18 protein-coding genes and 2 pseudogenes are annotated in these 17,086 nt (G+C 73.1%); 11 read left to right on the top strand and 9 right to left on the bottom strand.

What is annotated here, in order from left to right:
- Positions 1-193: 193 nt before the first annotated feature.
- Positions 194-589 (top strand): annotated as a pseudogene (locus AB0L59_RS19135) (hypothetical protein); the annotation flags it as partial.
- Positions 590-622: 33 nt separating this feature from the next.
- Here AB0L59_RS19135 and AB0L59_RS19140 read toward each other — a convergent pair.
- Positions 623-1,723, bottom strand: coding sequence for a hypothetical protein (locus AB0L59_RS19140; RefSeq protein WP_365584823.1), 1,101 nt, complete (start codon positions 1,721-1,723; stop codon positions 623-625).
- Between the two features lie 83 nt (positions 1,724-1,806).
- Between AB0L59_RS19140 and AB0L59_RS19145 the strand changes: the two genes are divergently transcribed.
- A complete protein-coding gene (locus AB0L59_RS19145; protein ID WP_365584825.1) occupies positions 1,807-2,247 on the top strand; it encodes a MarR family winged helix-turn-helix transcriptional regulator in 441 nt (146 codons plus the stop codon).
- Positions 2,248-2,270: 23 nt separating this feature from the next.
- Here AB0L59_RS19145 and AB0L59_RS19150 read toward each other — a convergent pair whose 3' ends face one another.
- Together AB0L59_RS19150 and AB0L59_RS19155 are read right to left on the bottom strand one after the other, a co-directional pair.
- The gene (locus tag AB0L59_RS19150; protein WP_365585071.1) at positions 2,271-2,996 is read right to left on the bottom strand and encodes a GNAT family N-acetyltransferase; all 726 of its coding nucleotides are present in this window, start codon (positions 2,994-2,996) and stop codon (positions 2,271-2,273) included.
- 32 nt (positions 2,997-3,028) lie between these two features.
- The gene (locus tag AB0L59_RS19155; protein WP_365584828.1) at positions 3,029-3,952 is read right to left on the bottom strand and encodes an NADP-dependent oxidoreductase; all 924 of its coding nucleotides are present in this window, start codon (positions 3,950-3,952) and stop codon (positions 3,029-3,031) included.
- Between the two features lie 170 nt (positions 3,953-4,122).
- Between AB0L59_RS19155 and AB0L59_RS19160 the strand changes: the two genes are divergently transcribed.
- From AB0L59_RS19160 to AB0L59_RS19185, 6 genes are all read left to right on the top strand, one after another.
- Positions 4,123-4,728, top strand: coding sequence for a sulfite oxidase-like oxidoreductase (locus AB0L59_RS19160; protein ID WP_365584831.1), 606 nt, complete (start codon positions 4,123-4,125; stop codon positions 4,726-4,728).
- A gap of 37 nt (positions 4,729-4,765) precedes the next feature.
- Complete coding sequence (locus tag AB0L59_RS19165) at positions 4,766-5,530, top strand: ferredoxin reductase (RefSeq protein ID WP_365585074.1); 765 nt, start codon at positions 4,766-4,768, stop codon at positions 5,528-5,530.
- Between the two features lie 219 nt (positions 5,531-5,749).
- Entirely contained in the window at positions 5,750-6,334 is a 585-nt protein-coding gene (locus tag AB0L59_RS19170) for a DUF3592 domain-containing protein (RefSeq protein ID WP_365584833.1), read from the top strand.
- A 237-nt stretch (positions 6,335-6,571) separates the two neighbouring features.
- Positions 6,572-7,540 (top strand): acetylxylan esterase, encoded by a 969-nt coding sequence (locus AB0L59_RS19175; protein ID WP_365584834.1) that lies wholly within the window; start codon positions 6,572-6,574, stop codon positions 7,538-7,540.
- 108 nt (positions 7,541-7,648) lie between these two features.
- The gene (locus tag AB0L59_RS19180) at positions 7,649-8,815 is read left to right on the top strand and encodes a serine hydrolase domain-containing protein (protein ID WP_365584837.1); all 1,167 of its coding nucleotides are present in this window, start codon (positions 7,649-7,651) and stop codon (positions 8,813-8,815) included.
- Positions 8,816-8,945: 130 nt separating this feature from the next.
- Entirely contained in the window at positions 8,946-9,689 is a 744-nt protein-coding gene (locus tag AB0L59_RS19185) for a GntR family transcriptional regulator (protein WP_365584839.1), read from the top strand.
- Here AB0L59_RS19185 and AB0L59_RS19190 read toward each other — a convergent pair.
- Positions 9,659-10,411, bottom strand: a complete 753-nt coding sequence (locus AB0L59_RS19190) for a class I SAM-dependent methyltransferase (protein WP_365584842.1) — start codon at positions 10,409-10,411, stop codon at positions 9,659-9,661. The two genes, AB0L59_RS19185 and AB0L59_RS19190, sit on opposite strands and share 31 nt — an antisense overlap.
- 4 nt (positions 10,412-10,415) lie before the next feature.
- Positions 10,416-10,979, bottom strand: coding sequence for a PadR family transcriptional regulator (locus tag AB0L59_RS19195; RefSeq protein WP_365584844.1), 564 nt, complete (start codon positions 10,977-10,979; stop codon positions 10,416-10,418).
- Between the two features lie 72 nt (positions 10,980-11,051).
- On the opposite strand from AB0L59_RS19195, the gene AB0L59_RS19200 reads away from it, so the two are divergent.
- Complete coding sequence (locus AB0L59_RS19200; RefSeq protein ID WP_365584847.1) at positions 11,052-11,450, top strand: nuclear transport factor 2 family protein; 399 nt, start codon at positions 11,052-11,054, stop codon at positions 11,448-11,450.
- Here the strand turns inward: AB0L59_RS19200 and AB0L59_RS19205 are convergent.
- The 4 genes from AB0L59_RS19205 to AB0L59_RS19220 form a co-directional block, all read right to left on the bottom strand.
- On the bottom strand, positions 11,353-11,799 hold the full coding sequence (locus AB0L59_RS19205) for a hypothetical protein (protein ID WP_365584850.1): 447 nt from the start codon (positions 11,797-11,799) through the stop codon (positions 11,353-11,355). The genes AB0L59_RS19200 and AB0L59_RS19205 overlap by 98 nt on opposite strands.
- Positions 11,800-11,862: 63 nt before the next feature.
- Complete coding sequence (locus AB0L59_RS19210; protein ID WP_365584853.1) at positions 11,863-12,777, bottom strand: hypothetical protein; 915 nt, start codon at positions 12,775-12,777, stop codon at positions 11,863-11,865.
- A 52-nt stretch (positions 12,778-12,829) separates the two neighbouring features.
- Positions 12,830-13,279, bottom strand: a complete 450-nt coding sequence (locus tag AB0L59_RS19215) for a hypothetical protein (RefSeq protein WP_365584856.1) — start codon at positions 13,277-13,279, stop codon at positions 12,830-12,832.
- An 82-nt stretch (positions 13,280-13,361) separates the two neighbouring features.
- Complete coding sequence (locus tag AB0L59_RS19220; protein ID WP_365584859.1) at positions 13,362-14,627, bottom strand: cytochrome P450; 1,266 nt, start codon at positions 14,625-14,627, stop codon at positions 13,362-13,364.
- Between the two features lie 339 nt (positions 14,628-14,966).
- Between AB0L59_RS19220 and rho the strand changes: the two genes are divergently transcribed.
- Both rho and AB0L59_RS19230 read left to right on the top strand, forming a co-directional pair.
- On the top strand, positions 14,967-16,115 hold the full coding sequence (rho, locus tag AB0L59_RS19225) for a transcription termination factor Rho (RefSeq protein ID WP_365584861.1): 1,149 nt from the start codon (positions 14,967-14,969) through the stop codon (positions 16,113-16,115).
- 101 nt (positions 16,116-16,216) lie between these two features.
- Positions 16,217-17,050 (top strand): annotated as a pseudogene (locus AB0L59_RS19230) (D-alanyl-D-alanine carboxypeptidase); the annotation flags it as partial.
- Positions 17,051-17,086 lie beyond the last annotated feature (36 nt).

The raw sequence follows: 17,086 nt of genomic DNA on the forward strand, positions 1-17,086 counted from the left end.
ACTCGGGGCCGCGACGTCCGCGACCGGAGGGCCACCATACCCCACGGGGCGTGCGCGGTTGCGAGCGGGAAGAAGCCTGGCACGGTGGCGGTCGGACGGGGACGACCGCCGCGATGACGGCTCACGCTCTCAGAGACCGGGGGTCCCGTCCGCACAAGGTGAGCGCCGATTCTCCCGTCCACCGCGCACGGGGATTCCCGTGGCTGGGGACCGGACCGACGCCTGTGCCGCCGCCCGGGTCGACGGCGACCTCGATCCGCGTTCCGCCGCCCGCGCCCACGGCCGGGAGATCGCGGCCCGGCTCCGCGCCGGCCTCCGCCATCTCGCCCCCGGCCTGCTGCGCCGTGCCGAGGATCGCGCCCGACGGGCTGATGCGCCCGGGCCTGGCCCTCGAGCCGGCCCGGTACGAACGGCCCGGCCGGGCCGGCCCGTTGCACCTCGTGGCCCGCACCCCGGCCGCCTGGGAGGACTCCGGCCGGCGGATCGTCATCGCCCCGTGGGATCCGTCCGCGCCCACCGGCCGTCATCCGCACCCGCGCCCCACCGCCGCTACCGGCTCGGTCTGCACCGGCATCTACGGGACGCGCGGGACCGGCGAACGCCGCGGCCGACGCCGGGTCGGTCAGACGCCGACCGTCTCCTGGACCTCTTCCTCGGCCTCCGCATCGGCGACGGCCCGCTCCTCGGCGGGCCACTCGGCCCGGGCCGGAGCGGGTACGGCCGCCCCCTCGGTCGCCGTCCCGGTGTGGCCGGCCGCGTGCCGGGCCCGCCGGGGCCGCTCGTACAGGGCCGCGATCCCGGTCACCACCAGGCCCACCAGCAACCACACCACGAGAGTCCATACGTTCCGGGCCAGACCGTCGTCGCCGAAGTAGAGCAGGCTGCGGACGCCCTCGACGAAGCCGGCGCCGTTCCAGAAGGCGTGCAGGGCGCCGAAGAAGCCGTTCTGCAGCTCGGGCCGGAACAACCCCCCGGAGCTGGTGAAGTTGAGCATGACGAACAGCACCATCATGGTGAGCGTGGTCCACCGCTTGAGGAAGGTGTGCAGGCCGACGCCGACGAAGAGGATGCCGGCCGAGTACAGCCAGGCCATGCCCCACACGCCCGCGAGGTCGTGGTGCGCGAGGTGGAACACCGGCCCGGCGAGCAGCGTTCCGATGCCGCCGACCACGGCGGAGACCCCGAGCGTGAGCAGGGCGCGTACCCGCATCGACAGGGCGGCGCCCGCCGCACCGAGGGCGGCGACCGAGGCGTAGGAGCCGATGCTGAGGGCGATCAGCAGGAAGAACAGGCCCTGGCCGGTGGGGTCGTCGGCGACCGGCTCGGCCACGTCGGTGACCTTCAGCGGGACGCCCTCCTTGGCGGCGACCGGCGTGAAGACCTTCTCGACGGCCGTCGCGCCCATGTCGGAGGCGGCGCTCGCCACCAGGAGCTCCGGCGCCTTGGCACTTGGCACATAGGCGCCGGTCACCTCGCGGGACTTGAGCAGGTCGACGGCGTCGGCGCGAGTGGCGACCGTGCGGACGTCGAGCTTGTCCCCGGCGGTGTCCTTGACCGTCTGCGCGAAGACCTTGGCCTGCGGGGCGCTGCCGACGACGGCGACGGGCAGGTGGTGCGGTTCGGGGGTGACGAAGGCACCCATGTACGCGAGCCCCATGCCCAGGCACATCAGCAGCGGGGTGATCAGGTGCGTGAGCACATGGCGCAGCGCCGGTGACCTCATCGCGGGCGACCTCCAAAGGTTGGGTTATACAACTCTATGGCCAAGTTGTACTATACAACTAGAACGCCGGAGGAGGTATTCCCGTGAGCGCAGCGGAGTCGGCCGTGGAGACGATCCAGCGCGAAATGACGATCTTCGCCCGCCGGGCCCGCGCCTCGGCGGGCCGCATGCACCCCGAGCTGTCGCTGGTGTCGTACACCCTGCTCGGCCATCTGGAGGAGCAGGGCGGCTGCCGGGCGACGGACCTGGCGGCGCATTACGCGCTGGACAAGTCCACGGTCAGTCGCCAGGTCGCCGCGCTGGAGCGGGCCGGGCTCATCGAGCGCCGCCTGGACCCGGAGGACCACCGGGTCCAGGTGCTGGACCTGACCGAGGCCGGCCGGGAGATCCTCGCCCAGGTCACCCGCAACCGCCGGGCCGCCTTCCGCGAGCGGCTCGCGGACTGGCCGGAGGAGGACCTGGTGCGGTTCGCGGCCTACCTGGAGCGGTACAACGCGGGTCCGGGCGAGACCGGATCCGACTGACCGGCGTCCGGGGGCGGCGGAGGTCAGACCACCGGCACGGCCGCGCGGTCGTCCGCCGACCGCTCCGGGACGCGGGCCGCGAGGAACGCGGTGCGGCGACGCAGCCGGAAGCCCAGGGACTCGTAGAGGCGGATCGCGTCGGTGTTCTGGGCGCCCGTGTGCAGGAACGGCGTCTCACCGCGCTCGCGGATGCCGTGCGCGACCGCGAGGATCAGCCGGGTGGCGAGGCCCTCGCCGCGGAAGGCGGGGTCGGTGCACACCGCGCTGATCTCGGTCCAGCCCGGCGGGTGCAGCCGCTCCCCCGCCATCGCGATCAGCGCGCCGTCGCGCCGGATGCCGAGGTAGGTGCCGAGTTCGATGGTCCGCGGCAGGAAGGGGCCCGGCTGGGTGCGGGCCACGAGGTCGAGCATCTCGGGTACGTCCGCCGGGCCGAGGCGGACGGCCTCCGCGTCCGGCGCCGCGGCGAGGCCGTCGTCCACGAACTGGACACCGTCGACCTGGAAGGTGATCTCCCAGTCCTCCGGCACCTCGCCACGGTAGCCCAGCAGGGGGACCTCCGTGCCGGGACCGGCCAGCGCGGCCAGGTCCGCCCAGTCCCGTGCGTCCGGTTCGTCGGGCAGCGCCAGCCACGGGGAGACGTCGACGGGGTAGCGCAGCACCCGGCCGCGCCGCTCGGCGAAATGGGAGTGCGGGCCGGTCAGCGCGGCGAAGGCGGGGTGGTCGAGGACGTGCGGGGCGTCGGCGGGGATCGTTTCACCGACGCCCGCACCGGCTATGAGGCTCACGCGGCCACCTCGATCACGATCTTGCCGAGGGTGTGGCCCTCCTCGACGGCACGCAGCGCCTGACCCGCCTCCTCCAGCGGGAAGGTGCGGGTGACGCGCGGGCTCAGGGCACCGCGTACGACGAGGTCGGCCACCGCCTCGAAGACCGCGGCGGTGCGGACCCGCTCGACCGGGGCGCCGCCGAGGGCAGCGACGGCCACCTGCGGCGAGCCCGCGGTGACCAGCTTGCTCCGGTCCTTGAGCAGTTCCGCGGCCTCCGCGAGCACCGGGCCTCCCACCAGGTCGTACACGCCGTCGATCCCGTCCGGCGCGGCGGCCCGCACCCGCTCCGCCAGGTCGGGCCCGGAGGCCACGTGCGTGGCGCCCAGCGACTCCACGAAGTCCCTCTTGCCCGCGCTCGCCACGCCCACGACCCGCAGCTCGAAGGCGCGCGCGATCTGCACGGCCGCGCTGCCGACCCCGCCACCGGCGCCCGTCACCAGCAGCGTCGACCCGCCGGGCAGGTCGAGCTGGCGGATGCCGTCGTAGGCGGTGGCGGCGGCGACCGGAAGGGTGGCGGCGTCGCGGAAGGAGAGCGCTGCCGGCTTGTGGGCGGTCACGTCGGCGGTCAGCAGGGCGTACTCGGCGTATCCGCCGTGGGCAGTACTGCCGAAGACCTCGTCACCGACGGCGAAACCGGTGACCCCCGGCCCGACCTCCTCGACCACGCCGGCCGCTTCGCTGCCGAAGACCGTGGGAAAGGCGCTCTCGCTCTCGCCGGGCCGCCGGAAGCCCTGGCGCAGCTTCCAGTCCACGGGATTGACCCCCGCCGCGCGGACCGTGACCAGGATCTCGCCGCGCCCCGGGGTCGGGCGGTCCAGGTCGATCAGCGCCTCGGTCTCCGGTCCTCCGTGCCGCGTGTACACATACGCCTTGGGCATGCACTTTCCTCACTTCTCTCGCGCTGTCACCGGTGTACCGGTGCCGGCATCGAGCGCAAAGGAGAAGCGCCGCAGAGCTATTCCCCTGGCTCGAAAGAGTTCACACCGCCGCAATCATCCGGCGGTGACCAGGGGACGGAGCACCCACGACGACCACGTACGGTTGAAGGATGAACGTTACGCGAGGCTTCACGGGCCGCCCGCGCGCGCACAACCCGGGCCTGCCACCCGGGCAGTACGACGCCGGTGAGGACTGGCCCGTCCTGTCCGCCGAGGTCACCCCCGACCTCGCTCCGGCCCACTGGTCCTTCCGCGTCGACGGTCTCGTGGAACGGCCGCACACCTGGGACTGGGACGCCGCACACGCCCTGCCGGCATCGGCCTACGACGGCGACATCCACTGTGTCACCGGCTGGTCGAAGTTCGGCGTGCGTTTCGGTGGCGTCTCCCTGGACGCGTTCTTCGACGTGGTGCGGCCCCATCGGTCCGCCACCCATGTGCTCGCCCGCTCCCACACGGGCTACACCGCCAACCTGCCGCTCGCCGACCTCAGCGGCGGCCGGGCCTGGATCGCCTGGGAGTACGGGGGCGAGCCGCTGCCGGCCGAGCACGGCGGCCCGGCGCGACTCCTCGTGCCCCACCTCTACTTCTGGAAGAGCGCCAAGTGGATCGCGGGTCTCACGCTCCTGGACCACGACGAGCCGGGCTTCTGGGAGGCCAACGGCTACCACGAACGCGGCAACCCCTGGGAGGAGCAGCGGTACTCCGGTGACTGAGACGGTGACGACGGCCGACACGGCGGCGACGGATCCGATGGCCCCTGCCTCCGGCTCGGGCGCACCCGCGCCACGGTTCGCGGTGCCCGGACGCATCGCGGTGGGCAACCAGGTGGCGGCCCTGTGGCAGACCGCCACACTGACGGAGATCCGGCGCGAGACGCCGTACGCGGCCACCTTCCGGCTGGCGGTGCCGCGGTGGGCGGGGCATCTGCCTGGCCAGCACCTGATGCTCCGGCTGACCGCCCCGGACGGTTATGCCGCCCAGCGCCACTACTCGATCGCCTCGGCGCCGGACGACTCCGGGCACATCGAGCTGACCCTGGACCGGGTGCCCGACGGCGAGGTCTCCGGCTGGTTCCACACCGTCGCCCGGCCCGGTGACACCGTCGAGGTGCGCGGGCCACTGAGCGGTTTCTTCGCGTGGCCGGGCGACCGGCCCGCGCTGCTGCTCGGCGCGGGCTCCGGGATCGTCCCGCTGATGTCGATGGTGCGGCACCACCGCAGGCACGGTCTCACCGTGCCGCTGCGCATGCTCGTGTCCGCGCGCAGCCCCGAGGAGCTGATCTACGCGTCGGAGCTGGGCGCGGAGACGACGCCGGTCTTCACCCGCAGCGCCCCACAAGGGGCGCCTGTGGGACGTATGGCGGCCGCACATGTGGGGCCCCTCCTGGCCGCCCAGCCCTCCGGTGGGTGGGAGGCCTATGTGTGCGGGTCCAACGGGTTCGCCGAGCACGCCTCCCGGCTGCTGGTGGCGGCGGGCCAGCCGGTGGACCGGATCCGTATCGAGCGCTTCGGCTGACCCCGCGGGTCGCACGCCGGGGCCGGTCGCGCGATCGTGGGGCGCATGGCGTGTTTCCGCGCTCCAGGTGGGCTGGAACTCGCGGTTCGCGGAATGAGCGAGGTGCTCCGTACGGGGTACGAGACGTGTGTGGGCGCTCTTGTGCGTGAGCGGCGGGGGTGACGGGCCTCGTGGACGGGCCCGTCGGCTCTGCGGCTCCGACGGTGCGAGGAGGTGGACATGCGTACCGGGGTGCGGAGCTGGCGCTGGCGGCGCAATCCGCTGCGGCGCCGCTCGGACGTCGTGGAGGCCTGGACGCTGCTGGTCGTCGCCGTCCTGCTGTTCCTCGTCACGCCTCTGGTCGGCGTCGCCGCGGGACTGCGCGCGCATGAGCAGGCCCGGACCCTCGCGGCCGCACAGCGGGCCGAGCGCCATCAGGTCCGCGCGAAGGTGGTCGGAGACCGGCCCGAGCAGTTGTCCTCCGTGGAGGGCGACCGGGCACACCCGTACCGCGCCGAGGTCCGCTGGACCGAGCCCGGCCAGAGGGCCCGCACGGCGTGGGCCCGGGTGCCGGCGGGGACCCGGACCGGCGACGTGGTCTCCGTGTGGTTCGACGCCCGGGGCCGCAGCGTGGCGCCGCCGCCGGACGCGGCGGCAGTCCTGCAGCACGCGGTGACCGTGGGGCTGTGCGCGGCGGGCGGTACGGCGGCCGTGGTGTGCCTCGGGCACGCCGTCGAGCGCCGGATCGCGCTGCGCCACCGGCTGGCCGAGTGGGAACGGGAGTGGGCGCGGACGGGACCGAGGTGGACCCAGCCACTGACCTGAGGGCGCGCAATCGGTGACGGCGACCACTGCTCCGCGGGCGACCGCTGCTCCGCCGGGCGACCCGATCACTGCGGCGAGACGGCCCGGCTCGGAGCAGCGGGGAGCAAGGGCTTGCTCATCCCTGACCAGTGGGGAATCCGCCGGGACGGGCCGCGAGTCACCGTCTGGGCCTGGCCGGTCCTCCGATCACCCACGTACCGTGAGCTGACGCTGTTTCCTTCACAAAGGCGGTTGTTGATGGCCCTGTTCGACCTTCCCCTCGACGAGCTCCGCGCACACCGCAGCGAGTCGGCCGAGCCCGAGGACTTCGACGCCTTCTGGGACAAGACCCTCGAAGAGGCACGCGAGCACGAGCTGGACGCCCGCTTCGAACCGGTGGACACCGGGCTGTCCACGGTCCGGGTGTACGACGTCACGTTCGCGGGGTTCGGCGGCCACCCGGTCAAGGGCTGGCTGCGGCTGCCGGCCGACGCGACCGAACCCCTGCCGCTGGTGGTGGAGTTCATCGGCTACGGAGGCGGGCGGGGGCTGCCGCACGAGAACCTCCTGTGGGCGTCGACCGGCCGGGCGCACTTCGTGATGGACACCCGGGGCCAGGGCAGCGCCTGGGGAGCCGGTGGCGGCACGGCGGACCCCGTCGGCGCGGCACCGGCGTACCCCGGCTTCATGACCCGGGGCATCGACGCGCCCGAGAACTACTACTACCGCCGGGTTTTCACGGACGCCGTGCGCGCCGTCGAGGCGGCCCGCTCCCACCCGCTGACCGACGCGGCGCGGACAGTGGCGGTCGGCGCCAGCCAGGGCGGCGGCATCAGCCTGGCCGTCGGGGGTCTGGTCCCCGACCTGGTCGCGGTGGCCCCGGACGTGCCGTTCCTGTGCGACTTCCCGCGCGCCACGACCCTGACGGACCGCCATCCCTACCGGGAGATAGGTCTGTTCCTCAAGACCCACCGGGGTCGCTCGGCGGAGGTGCGGCGCACGCTCTCCTACTTCGACGGGGTGCACTTCGCGAGCCGGGGGCGGGCGCCGGCGTTGTTCTCGGCGGCGCTGGAGGACCAGACCTGCCCCCCGTCGACGGTGTTCGCCGCGTTCAACGCCTGGGCGCACGAGGACAAGGCGATCGAGGTCTACGACTTCAACGACCACGAGGGCGGCGGTCCCTTCCACGAGGCGGAGAAGCTGCGCTGGCTGCGGTCGTACGCCTGACTCGAGGGACGGCCGCGAGGACACTTCCCTCCAGTCCGACCAGTCGGTACGTTCGGGAGCCCGGGCCGCGCCGTCGCGGCCCGGGTTTCCGGCGGCGACGGAGGCCCCATGCCCGCGCACGAGACTCAGATCCATGGCCACTGCGACCCCCGCTTCACGGCGGTGCGCGAGGCGTTCGAGGAGAACTTCCGGACGGGGGGCGAGCTGGGCGCCGCCGTGGCGGTGACCGTCGACGGCACCACGGTGGTGGACCTGTGGGGCGGCTGGGCGGACGCGGCCGGCACCCGGCCGTGGGAGCGGGACACGCTGGTCAACGTGTGGTCGACCACCAAGGGCCCGGTGGCACTGTGCGCGCATCTGCTCGCCGACCGGGGACTGCTCGACCTCGACGCCCCCGTGGCCGTCTACTGGCCCGAGTTCGCGGCGGCCGGCAAGGAGAAGGTGCTCGTACGCCATCTGCTGTCGCACCGCGCCGGGCTGTCCGGGCTGCGGGAGCCGCACTCCCTGGCGGAGCTGTACGACTGGGAGCTGACGACCGCCCGGCTGGCGGCGACCGAGCCGTGGTGGGAGCCGGGCACCCGGTCCGGGTACCACGCGCTGACGTACGGCTTCCTGGTCGGCGAGGTCGTGCGGCGGATCTCCGGGCTGCGGCCGGGGGCCTTCCTGGAGCGGGAGGTGACCGGGCCCCTCGGGGCCGACTTCGCGGTCGGGCTGCCGGCGAAGGAGGCGGGCCGGGTTGCCGAGCTGGTGCCGCCGGCAGCGGTGGCCGGCAGCGAAAGGGCGGCGATCTTCAGCCAGTTGACGCCCGCCGCGCTTGCGGCGCTGACGAATCCGGTGGTCGGCGCGGCCGAGGCGAACACGCCCGAGTGGCGGGCGGCGGAGATCCCGGCGGCGAACGGGCACGGCACGGCCCGCGCGGTCGCGGCGCTGTACGGCATCTTCTCCGGGCGGGGTGCACACGGCGGGCGGCGCTTTCTGTCGCCGGAGGCGGCGGAGCGGGTGCGCGAGGGGCAGGGCAGCTGCCGCGATCTGGTGCTGGGCGCGGGCCTCGAGGCGAAGACCGAGGCGGGGCTCGGTCTGTGGCTGAGCGGCCCGCAGGGATCGTACGGCCCCAATCCCCGGGCTTTCGGTCATGACGGCTTCGGCGGTTCGTGCGGGCTCGCCGACCCGGAGGCGAGTGTGTCGCTGGGGTACGTCATGAACCGGATGGGGCCGCGCATCGCCGACGACCCACGGAAGATGGCGCTGATCGGCGCCCTGTACAGCGCCCTGTGACAGTAGGGGTCGAGCGGGTGTGTTTCGGCCGAACCGGCAGGCCGGTCTTCCCTTGTGGTTTAGACCAATGCTAATTGTGGTCGCGCAATGAGCCCGCACGGCTACGTCTTGTCACAACAGGAGGCGCGGCATGGCCCGCACCACCCCGCACGAACCCGCACAGAGCGACGACCGGCCCCTGTACGGGCGGATCGCGGCGCTGCTGCTCGACGAACTGCGCGACGGCACCATTCCACCGGGTGAGCGGCTGCCGGGGGAACGGCACTTGGCCGCACACTTCCAGGTCAGCCGGGAGACCGTCCGGCAGGCGCTGGAGGTGCTGCGGCGCGGCGGCCTGGTCGCCACCGACCGGCGGGGCAGCCACGCCACGCTGCCCGCCCGCCCGGTCGAGGCCCCGGGGACGCCGGCCTTCCCGCTGGGTGCCCGCTCGGCGGACCCGTGCGCGGTCGACCGGGCCACGGTGACCTGGGAGGCGCCGCCACCGGAGCATGCGCGGGCGCTGGGACTGGCCCCGCAGCGACCGACGCTGGTCCACCGCTATCGGTGTGCCACGCCGGACGGCCGGTCACTGCGAAGGGCGGTGACCTCGTTCTCGGCGGTGGCACTGGCGGAGGTCGCGGAGCTGGCCCGGTACCGGGGCCGGGCGGACGGCGCCACCCCCGCGCAGTTGCGGCGCGCCTACGACTGGATGCGCAAGGCGGGGCTGTCGCTGCACCACCGTGACTCCATCACCCAGGTCGGCGGCGCCTCCTCGGTGCGGGTGACCCGGCGGGTGCACGACCAGTACGCCCGGCCGCTGGAGATCACCGACCTGGTGGTGGACGCGGAAGGGGACACCTTGGTCTACGAGTTCACGCTGCCCGCCGCCGGCTGAGCCCGCCGGGCGACCACCAGCCGGGCCCGCGGACTGCCGTCGGCGCGCCGTCCGAAAGCGGGCAGGGCCAGCAGCGAGACGGTGAACCCGGTGTGCTCCAGCTCCCGGAGCACACCGCCCAGCCGGAAGGCGCGGTAGTACATGACGAACGGTGGCCGCCACAGCGCGTTGCGCGCACGCATCACCGCGTCGAACCCGAGAAGCATCCAGAACCCGGCCTCGGTCGGACGGGGCGGGGCGAGCACCGGGAAGGCGAACCGGCCGCCCGGCCGCAGGACGGAGTGGACCTGGGCGAACAGCCCCGGCAGTTCACGCGGCAGAAAGTGACCGAACGCCCCGAAGGACACGACGAGATCGAAGGCGGCCCGCAGTGGCAGGGCACGAGCGTCGCCACGCACCCAGGCGACCTCGGGCCCGCCGGCGGGCCGACCCCGGTGCCGGGCGACGTTCAGCATGCCGGCGCTGAAGTCGACCCCGGTCACGCGCCGCCGGCACAGCCCGGTCAGCGTCTCCACGCCCGCGCCCGTGCCGCAGCACAGGTCGAGCCCGTCGTCGAACGGGCCGAGCGGGGCGAGCGCCTTCGCCACGGACTCCAGCACCGCGTCGGGCGTACGGAAGGGCGTGTGGTCGAACTTGGGGGCGAGCAGGTCGTAGCCGTGCTCGACGGACGACAGCGCCTGTACGGCGAGTTCACGCACGCTGGGGCCTTGGGGACCGAACATCTCCTCAGCCTAGGGCCACCCGCTCGGCCAGCGCCGCGAGGGCCCGCTCGCACCAGCGCAGGTTCTCCTCCTCGAAGCCGATCCCGGCCATGAGGGTGAGGTAGGGGCCGACGCGGTCGGCGTCGCGGAGGTACTCGTCCTCGGTGCGGCCGTCGAGGAGGCGGGCCTGCACCCGCCGGTAGCGGTCCAGCTTTCCGCGCGCCCAGCCCCTTCGCTCCTCTATCAGCGCACGGGTGACCTCCGGGTCGCCGCCGTCCATCGCCTGGATCTTGATGAGGAGTTCGTCGCGGACGGCGGTGGGCCGCTTCGGCGGCTCGGCGGCGAAGGCGCCCAGCTCGGCCCGGCCGGCCTCGGTGAGCGTGAACATCCGCTTGTTGGGCCGCCGTTCCTGCTCCACCGTCCGGGCCTTGACGAGTCCGTCCTGCGCGAGGCGCTCCAGTTCCCGGTAGAGCTGCTGCGGGGTGGCGGGCCAGAAGTTCGCGAGCGAGACGTCGAACGACTTCGACAGCTCGTAGCCCGAGGCCTCGCCCTCCAGCAGGGCGGCCAGGACGGCGTACTTGAGCGACATATGGACAGGCTAGCAGTCGTTGATTAATCTCATCCGCACCTATTCAATTAATTGACTATGCGAGGTGATCCGATGCAGGCGTTCCGCGCGGCGGTCGAGGCCGGCGACATCGATGCGGTGGAGGCGCTGCTGGCCGAGGACGTCGTCTTCACCAGCCCGGTCGTCTTCAAGCCCTATCCGGGCAAGGCGATCACCGCGGCGATCCTGCGCGCGGTCTCCCAGGTCTTCGAGGACTTCCGGTACGTCCGCGAGATCGGCCACGCGGGTGCCTCCGACACCGCACTGGTCTTCACGGCCCGGGTGGGTGAGCGCGAACTGACCGGCTGCGACTTCCTGCATGTGAACGCGGACGGCCTGATCGACGAGCTCATGGTCATGGTCCGGCCGCTGTCCGGGGCGCACGCCCTCGCCGAGGCCATGGGCGCGCGGTTCGACGCGATCGTGAGGGAGGCGGAGGCGCGGTCGGCGTGATCGGTCCGCCGCAGGTCCTGCGGGGCGTGACGTCGGTCGCGCTGCCGTCGACGGTCATCGTCACGGACGTGCCGATGGCGCCGTTGTTCCCGGCCGCCGGCGCGGTGCCGGTCACGGTGCCCGGCTCGCAGAAGGTGGACGAGTCGACGCTGGACACACGGTGCCGGGCCTTCGTCGCCGAGAACCATGCCACGGAGCAGCCACAGGCGGTGGGCGCAGGCGAGAGGGAGTTGACGGCGACGCCGCACGGGCCGACCTCCGCGGCGAGGGTCCGCAAGGTCAGCCCGATCAGCGCCATCTTCGAGCCGGTGTACGGGGTGCGGTTCAGCAGGGGACGTTCACCGCTCACGGCGGCTACCCGGCACGCAGCGGGGTCAGGGTCCTCACCAAGGCTCTGGACCAGGTCTGACGATCAGCCCCTGAGCTGCCCCAGCGTGGCCTTGGCGTCCTTCTTCAGCCAGTCGTCCACGTCGCTGAGCGCGGGCGGGTTCTTGTCCTGGTCGTACGAGGTGAAGTAGGCGCTGTAGGTCATCGTGTAGGTCACCCAGCCGTCGCGGACGGCGAGGGTGGCGTAGCGGGAACCGCTGCTGGAGGAGCCGCTGGTGGTGTCCTGGCCGACGAGGTAGGCCTCGTCGCCGATGCCGCTGACCGGGGAGACGTCGTAACCGGTGTGGCTGTCGCCGTAGTTCCTCCACGTGGCGGTGAACTCGGGCCCCGGGTCGGTCTTCCTGTGCAGGTCCAGCTGCATGGACAGATACGCGTCGGCGTACGACGAGCCGGTCTTCTTCAGGCCGAGGCTGCAGTAACTCTCGTCCAGTGCAACGTTCTTGAGCGAGGTCTTGGTCGGTGTGGAGTCGTCCTCGGGATACTCGGTCCTGAACGACGAGTAGTCGGCGCTGGAGCACATGTTGGAGGGCGCCGAGTAGCCCCGCAGGTCCGCGCTGTCGTTCTTGCCGCCGACGAGGAAGACACCGCCCGCCCAGGCGGCGGAGGCGACGACCGCGCCGACCGCGGCCCACAGCACCGCCCTGCCGGCCCCGCCGCCACGGGACGGGGGCGCGGGCATCGCGGGCCCGAACTGGGGAGCCTGGGCATAGGGGTTCCCCGGCTCGGGCCGGCCGAACTGGCCCGGCTGTCCCGGCTGGGGCTGGGCGGCGGCCGGGCCGACCAGCGTGGGCTGGGCGTAGAAGGTGCCCGGCGGCGGGGACTGCGGGTTCGGGTAGGGATAGGCCGTCGGCTGCGGCGGGACGGCCGGCGCCTGCGCGGGCTGCTGGGGCGGCGGAGCCGGCTGGTCGCCCGGCTGCGGGGGCTGCGATGGCGTGGACATGTCTTGAACATAGTCCTCGGTTGAGGGTCAAGTCCCCTGACGTCCGGGATCGTTATGGTCTGGGGACGTCTGCTGCGGTTCCCTGACGTGACGGCACCACGGGAATCGGGCGGCCCCGCGGCGAAGGGCCCCGGCCCTGACTCCGCCCCGGTGGCTCACGCGGACACGCCGGGCACCGCCGGGCCGGGTTCCCGCGCACCAGCAGCAGGACCGGGCCGATGAAGGCCTCGAGCGCGAGCAGCAGTGGGACGAGCCGGCGGATGACGAACGGCATGCCGGCTCGCAGCGCGCTCAGGGGCATGGCGTCGAGCCGGACGGAGACGCAGTAGGCGGTGCCGATGAACCCGAACATACCGGTGAGAGCGGCCACGGCGGCCGCGGCGATCAGGTGCGGCCACGCGGCGCGGGTGCAGAAGTAGGGGATGTCCAGCCCGTCGCCGAGCGTGAGATACCGGTCGTCGGCGGGCTGTGACGCGAAAGGGCCATCGCGGGGCCGAGGCATTGGACACCGCGCATCTCGGCCGCGAACACCTGTGCGACGGCCCGCCCCATTTCCGGCTCCCGTGCCACTGATGAAAACGATCTCAGGCGCCGCGGGAAGGCGCGGGTGCGAGCCGCACCGGCAGGGTGCGCACGCTGTTGCCGACGAAACCGGAGTGCGGCGCCAGTTCGGCTTCGGGCGCGGCGAGCTCGAGGGCGGGGAAGCGGGTGAAGAGCCGCTCCAGCGCGATACCGGCCTCCAGCCGGGCGAGCGGCGCACCGAGGCAGTAGTGCGCACCGTGGCCGAGCGAGAGATGGCGTACGGCGTCGGGCCGGGCCGGGCGGGTGACGTCGAAGCGGTCGGCGTCCGGACCGTGTGCGGACGGGTCGCGCCCGGCGGCGGAGTAGCCGGCGAGCACAGGAGTGCCAGCGGGGATGGAGGTGCCGTCGACGGTCAGGTCGCACACCGGATACCGGAAGGGGAAGTAGCTGACCGGCGCGTCCCAGCGCAGGGTCTCCTCCACCACGTCGGCCCAGCTCGCCCCGCCCGCGTGCACCAGGTCGAGCTGGTCGCGGTGGGCGCACAGCGCGCGGACGGCGTTGGTGATCAGGTTGAGGGTGGTCTCGTGCCCGGCGATGATCATCAACAGGAGGGTGCCGATCAGCTCCTGGTCGCTGAGCCGGTCGCCGCCCTCGTCCCGGGCGGCGATGAGCGCGCCGGTGAGGTCGTCGGCGGGCGCCGCCGCCTTGGCCGCGGCGATCTCGCCCAGGACCGCGACGAGTTCGCGGTTGGCGGCGATGGCCTCGGCCGGCTCGATGTCGGTGGCGACGACCTGGTTGCTGAGATGGTGCAGGCGGTCACGGAACCGGGCTTCGACACCGAGCAGTTCGCAGATGACCCCCATCGGGAGGGGCAGGGCGAAGTGCCGCCGCAGATCGGCGACGCCTCCCGCGGCCTCTGCGGCGCGGGCCAGGTCGTTGAGCAGATCTTCGGTCAACTGCTCGATGCGCGGCCGCAGTCGTGCCACCCGGCGTGGTGTGAAGCAGCGGCCGACCAGGGATCGCAGCCGCCGGTGGTCCTCGCCGTCGGCCGTGGTCATGCCCTGCACGGTGGCGAAGGTGAGCAACGGCCAGCCCGCGGGGATCCGGCCCTCCCGCAGGGCCGTGAAGTGCCGTGCGTTCTTGGCGACTTCGGGATGCTGCAGGAAATCCTTCAGCGCCTCGTGCCCGAGTACGGCCATCCCCTCGATCCCGCCGGGCAGTTCCACCCGGGCGACGGCACCGTCGGCCAGCAGCCGCGCATTGACGGTGTGCGGGAAGCCGCCGGAGGGGTCCAGACGGTGCGGGGGCCGGGCGGGCGGGGTCTCCACGGGTTCTTCTCCTGACGGCCGGCGGAAGGGGGCGGGACTCGGGACGGGAATACACGCGGACGGCATCATGTTGACCTAAGCAGGCGCACGGGTATAGTGCGATCAGCGCATGTGCGTGTTCCGTCGTACGGACACCGGTGCCGCTCTCCTCTCCATCAGCCCCTCGCCGAGGTTTCCGACCGGCCCGGGCTTCTTCTCTGCACCACCTCGTGACCAGGGCGTTCGCGCCGTACCCGAGGTGCCGTTCCCGCCGCGCGCCAGGCAGCAGTCAAGCCCTCCCGCCCGCGGCCCCTCCCCCCTTCCCTCTCTCTTCTTCCGTCCGCGAAAGGACCTCCCCCCATGACCACCACACTCGAACCCCCTGCAGTGGCCCAGCAGGCCCCGGCCACCCGGCTCGTCACCGGTGTCCTCGACATCGACGCGCACGGGAAGGGGCACCTGCGGTCCGCGAGCCTCCTGCCCTCCCCCGCCGATCCGCAGGTCCCGGCGGCCCTGATCCGGCGCCTCGGGCTGCGCAAGGGCGACCTCGTCGAAGGCGTCCGGGGCGCCCAGCGCGCCCTGACCGACGTCACGCGCGTCGAGGGGCGCGACCCGGCGGACATCCCCGCCCGGCGCCACTTCCGCGACCTCACCCCCCTCCACCCGCACGAGCGCATCCGCCTCGAACACCCCGCGTCCGGGGCGGCCGGGCGCGTCACCGATCTCTTCGCACCGGTCGGCAAGGGCCAGCGCGGGCTCGTCGTGGCCCCGCCGAAGACCGGCAAGACGGTCCTGCTCCAGCAGTTCGCCGCCGCCGTGGCCGGTAACCACCCCGAGTGCCGGCTGATGGTCCTGCTGCTGGACGAGCGTCCGGAGGAGGTCACCGAGATGCGCCGCTCGGTGCGCGGTGAGGTGTACGCCTCCACCTTCGACCGGGCGGCCAAGGAGCACATCGCCCTCGCCGAGCTGGTCGTGGAGCGGGCCAAGCGCCTGGTGGAGGCCGGCGAGGACGTGGTGATCCTGCTGGACTCGCTGACCCGGCTGTGCCGGGCGCACAACAACGCCTCCGCCGCCGGCGGCCGCACCCTGAGCGGCGGTGTCGACGCCGGCGCGCTGCTCGGCCCCAAGCGCTTCTTCGGCGCCGCCCGCCAGGCCGAGGAAGGCGGTTCGCTGACCATCCTCGCCACCGCCCTGGTGGACACCGGCTCGCGCGCCGACGGCTACTACTTCGAGGAGCTCAAGAGCACGGGCAACATGGAGCTGCGCCTGGACCGGGAGTCCGCCGCCCGGCGCCTCTTCCCCGCCGTGGACCTCGACGCCTCCGGCACCCGCCGCGAGGAACTCCTGCTCGGTCCCGCGGAGTTGGCGGCCGTGGTCGGCCTGCGCCGCGTCCTGCGCTCCCGGGATGGCGGCCCGTCCGGCCTCGAGACCCTGCTGGAGCGGCTGCGCTCCACCCCCGGCAACGCCGCGTTCCTGCGGCAGATCCGGCCCACCCTGCCCACCGGCTGACCGGGCTGCCAGGAGGCCGGGGTACGGCATCGGGGTTGCTCATGTGGGCCGAACGGCCGCCACGGCGTGAGGGACAGCCGACCCCTTCGTACGTTGACCATATGATCAACGGATTTGCTCATCGGGCTGCCTTGTCGGCCTGTTCCCTGTCCGTGGCGGGTGTACTGGCGCTCATCCCGGCCACCGCCTCCGCCGGGCCCCGTGCCGCGGACCCCGCCTCGCCCGGACCTCGGACGACGACGCCCGGGCCGTCCCTGCTCTACCGCTCCGGCACCCAGGTCCGGCCGCGCCAGGGCGCGCCCGCGGTGCCGCCGGTCTCGGCGCTGTCCTGGCTGGTGGCCGACGCCGGCAGCGGGGAGGTGCTGGCCGCGAGCGACGCGCACCGCAAGCTGCCACCCGCCAGCACCCTGAAGACCCTGTTCGCCCTCACCCTGCTGCCGTCCCTGCCGGCCAGGATGGAGCACACCGTGCGCTACGAGGAGCTGGCGCACATCGGTCCCGGCAGCAGCCTGGTCGGCGTCAAGGAGGGCCACTCCTACCAGGTGGCCGACCTGTGGCGCGGGGTCTTCCTCAGCTCCGGCAGCGACGCCGTGCACGTGCTCGCCTCCATGGCCGGCGGCTGGGAGGCGACGGCCAAGCGGATGCAGGACAAGGCACGCTCGATCGGTGCCCTGGACACCCATGTCGTCTCCCCCGACGGCTACGACACCGACGGCCAGGTCTCCTCCGCCTACGACCTGGCGGTCTTCGGCCGGGACGGGCTGCGCAATCCCGACTTCGCCCACTACTGCTCCACCGCCGAGGCGTACTTCCCCGGCGACGGATCGTCGTTCGGCATCCGGAACACCAACCGGCTGCTGACCGGTGCGGACGGGGTGGCGCCGTATCCCGGGCTGATCGGCATCAAGAACGGCTACACCACCCACGCGGGCAACACCCTGGTGGCCGCGGCCCGGCGTGGCGGGCGCACG

This window comes from Streptomyces sp. NPDC052109, from assembly GCF_040680195.1.
Taxonomy (GTDB): Bacteria; Actinomycetota; Actinomycetes; order Streptomycetales; family Streptomycetaceae; genus Streptomyces.

Coding starts and splice junctions, on each gene's coding strand:
- AB0L59_RS19170 (WP_365584833.1), top strand. CDS start 5,750: ATGCGTACCGGGGTGCGGAGCTGGCGCTGGCGGCGCAATCCGCTGCGG.
- rho (WP_365584861.1), top strand. CDS start 14,967: ATGACCACCACACTCGAACCCCCTGCAGTGGCCCAGCAGGCCCCGGCC.
- AB0L59_RS19190 (WP_365584842.1), bottom strand. CDS start 10,411: ATGTTCGGTCCCCAAGGCCCCAGCGTGCGTGAACTCGCCGTACAGGCG.
- AB0L59_RS19215 (WP_365584856.1), bottom strand. CDS start 13,279: ATGCCTCGGCCCCGCGATGGCCCTTTCGCGTCACAGCCCGCCGACGAC.
- AB0L59_RS19180 (WP_365584837.1), top strand. CDS start 7,649: ATGCCCGCGCACGAGACTCAGATCCATGGCCACTGCGACCCCCGCTTC.
- AB0L59_RS19155 (WP_365584828.1), bottom strand. CDS start 3,952: ATGCCCAAGGCGTATGTGTACACGCGGCACGGAGGACCGGAGACCGAG.
- AB0L59_RS19165 (WP_365585074.1), top strand. CDS start 4,766: ATGGCCCCTGCCTCCGGCTCGGGCGCACCCGCGCCACGGTTCGCGGTG.
- AB0L59_RS19210 (WP_365584853.1), bottom strand. CDS start 12,777: ATGTCCACGCCATCGCAGCCCCCGCAGCCGGGCGACCAGCCGGCTCCG.
- AB0L59_RS19160 (WP_365584831.1), top strand. CDS start 4,123: ATGAACGTTACGCGAGGCTTCACGGGCCGCCCGCGCGCGCACAACCCG.
- AB0L59_RS19140 (WP_365584823.1), bottom strand. CDS start 1,723: ATGAGGTCACCGGCGCTGCGCCATGTGCTCACGCACCTGATCACCCCG.
- AB0L59_RS19195 (WP_365584844.1), bottom strand. CDS start 10,979: ATGTCGCTCAAGTACGCCGTCCTGGCCGCCCTGCTGGAGGGCGAGGCC.
- AB0L59_RS19175 (WP_365584834.1), top strand. CDS start 6,572: ATGGCCCTGTTCGACCTTCCCCTCGACGAGCTCCGCGCACACCGCAGC.
- AB0L59_RS19200 (WP_365584847.1), top strand. CDS start 11,052: ATGCAGGCGTTCCGCGCGGCGGTCGAGGCCGGCGACATCGATGCGGTG.
- AB0L59_RS19185 (WP_365584839.1), top strand. CDS start 8,946: ATGGCCCGCACCACCCCGCACGAACCCGCACAGAGCGACGACCGGCCC.